This window comes from Flavobacterium sp. FG19 (assembly GCF_057809475.1).
Map to the genome: position 1 here is coordinate 1 of NZ_JBMDKA010000067.1, position 2,906 is coordinate 2,906.

Genomic DNA, 2,906 nt, shown 5'->3' on the forward strand with positions numbered 1-2,906 from the left:
GGGAAAAGGGTGTACATAAGCTTACGGATTATTAGTACTACTCGACTATGACATTACTGCCTTTACATCTGTAGCCTATCAACGTGGTCATCTTCCACGATCCTTAAAAGAAATCTCATCTTGTGGTGGGTTTCGCGCTTATATGCTTTCAGCGCTTATCCCTTCCCAACGTAGCTACTCTGCGGTGCCCCTGGCGGGACAACAGATACACTAGAGGTTAGTCCAATTCGGTCCTCTCGTACTAGAATCAGATCCACTCAAATTTCTAACGCCCGCAGTAGATAGAGACCGAACTGTCTCACGACGTTCTGAACCCAGCTCGCGTGCCACTTTAATGGGCGAACAGCCCAACCCTTGGGACCTTCTCCAGCCCCAGGATGTGACGAGCCGACATCGAGGTGCCAAACCCCCCCGTCGATATGAGCTCTTGGGGGAGATCAGCCTGTTATCCCCGGCGTACCTTTTATCCTTTGAGCGATGGCCCTTCCATGCGGAACCACCGGATCACTATGCTCTACTTTCGTACCTGATCGACCTGTATGTCTCTCAGTCAAGCTCCCTTATGCCATTGCACTCTACGCACGGTTACCAAGCGTACTGAGGGAACCTTTAGAAGCCTCCGTTACTCTTTTGGAGGCGACCACCCCAGTCAAACTACCCACCAAGCAATGTCCCCCACAATATGGGGTTAGGCCTCAGATAAACAAAGGGTTGTATTTCAACAATGACTCCACAACGCCTGGCGACGCCGCTTCATAGTCTCCAACCTATCCTACACATCATTTATCCAAGGTCAATACTAAGCTATAGTAAAGGTGCACAGGGTCTTTTCGTCCCACTGCGGGTAAACGGCATCTTCACCGTTACTACAATTTCACCGAGCTCATGGCTGAGACAGTGTCCAGATCGTTACACCATTCGTGCAGGTCGGAACTTACCCGACAAGGAATTTCGCTACCTTAGGACCGTTATAGTTACGGCCGCCGTTTACTGGGGCTTCAATTCAATGCTTCTCCGAAGATAACATCTCCTCTTAACCTTCCAGCACCGGGCAGGTGTCAGGCCCTATACTTCATCTTACGATTTTGCAGAGCCCTGTGTTTTTGATAAACAGTCGCCTGGACCTCTTCACTGCGGCCCCGATTGCTCGGGGCGACCTTTCTCCCGAAGTTACAGGTCTATTTTGCCTAATTCCTTAGCCATGAATCTCTCGAGCACCTTAGGATTCTCTCCTCAACTACCTGTGTCGGTTTACGGTACTGGTACTAACTACCTGAAGTTTAGAGGTTTTTCTTGGAAGCCCTTAGGCGCACTATCTCTTTGTCCGAAGACTCCGAGTACTATCGTATTTCACCAGTTCCTGCGCATTTTACTACAGGACCTATAGCTAGGTACTTTAACGAACTATTCCGTCAGTTCGCGGCGCTTTCATCACTCCGTCACCCCATCACAGTAATTAGTAGTACGGGAATATTAACCCGTTGGCCATCGACTGTCCCTTTCGGGTTCGCCTTAGGTCCAGACTAACCCACAGCTGATTAGCATAGCTGTGGAAACCTTAGTTTTTCGGTGTGCGGGTTTCTCGCCCGCATTATCGTTACTTATGCCTACATTTTCTTTTCTAACCAGTCCAGCTCTCCTTACGAAAAACCTTCAACCCTGTTAGAATGCTCCCCTACCACTTACAGTAAACTGTAAATCCATAGCTTCGGTAATATGTTTATGCCCGATTATTATCCATGCTCGTCCGCTCGACTAGTGAGCTGTTACGCACTCTTTAAATGAATGGCTGCTTCCAAGCCAACATCCTAGCTGTCTGGGCAGACAAACCTCGTTCTTTCAACTTAACATATATTTGGGGACCTTAGCTGATGGTCTGGGTTCTTTCCCTCTCGGACTTGGACCTTAGCACCCAAGCCCTCACTGCTGGGAAACATTATATAGCATTCGGAGTTTGTCAGGAATTGGTAGGCGGTGAAGCCCCCGCATCCAATCAGTAGCTCTACCTCTATATAACTATCGCCAGCGCTGCACCTAAATGCATTTCGGGGAGTACGAGCTATTTCCGAGTTTGATTGGCCTTTCACCCCTACCCACAGGTCATCCGAAGACTTTTCAACGTCAACCGGTTCGGTCCTCCACTGTGTGTTACCACAGCTTCAACCTGCCCATGGGTAGATCACACGGTTTCGCGTCTAACACTACTGACTAAAGCGCCCTATTCAGACTCGCTTTCGCTGCGGATCCATACCTGAAGTACTTATCCTTGCCAGCAGCGTTAACTCGTAGGCTCATTATGCAAAAGGCACGCCGTCACCCCACAAAAGGGCTCCGACCGCTTGTAAGCGTATGGTTTCAGGATCTATTTCACTCCGTTATTCACGGTTCTTTTCACCTTTCCCTCACGGTACTGGTTCACTATCGGTCTCTCAGGAGTATTTAGCCTTAGCGGATGGTCCCGCCAAATTCAGACAGGGTTTCACGTGCCCCGCCCTACTCAGGATACCACTATCCATTACATTTATTACCCATACGGGGCTATCACCCTCTATGGCGTCACTTTCCAGTAACTTCCGGTTCTGCATGCATGAAATGTCGTGGTCCTACAACCCCAAATATGCCGTAACATAATTGGTTTGGGCTAATCCGCGTTCGCTCGCCACTACTTACGGAATCACTTTTGTTTTCTTCTCCTCCGCCTACTTAGATGTTTCAGTTCAGCGGGTTTGCCCACCTATCGGTGTACTATATCTTCAATATAGTGGGTTGCCCCATTCGGATATCTGCGGATCAATCTGTGTGTGCCAGTCCCCGCAGCTTTTCGCAGCTTATCACGTCCTTCTTCGCCTCTGAGAGCCTAGGCATTCCCCATACGCCCTTATTTTGCTTATTGTACTTAATTTTAG

Annotated in this window: 1 rRNA gene; it reads right to left on the bottom strand. The window is 49.0% G+C overall.

The features are described from left to right. Positions 1–11: 11 nt before the first annotated feature. Positions 12–2,893: ribosomal RNA gene (locus ACODST_RS27675) — 23S ribosomal RNA — on the bottom strand. Positions 2,894–2,906 lie beyond the last annotated feature (13 nt).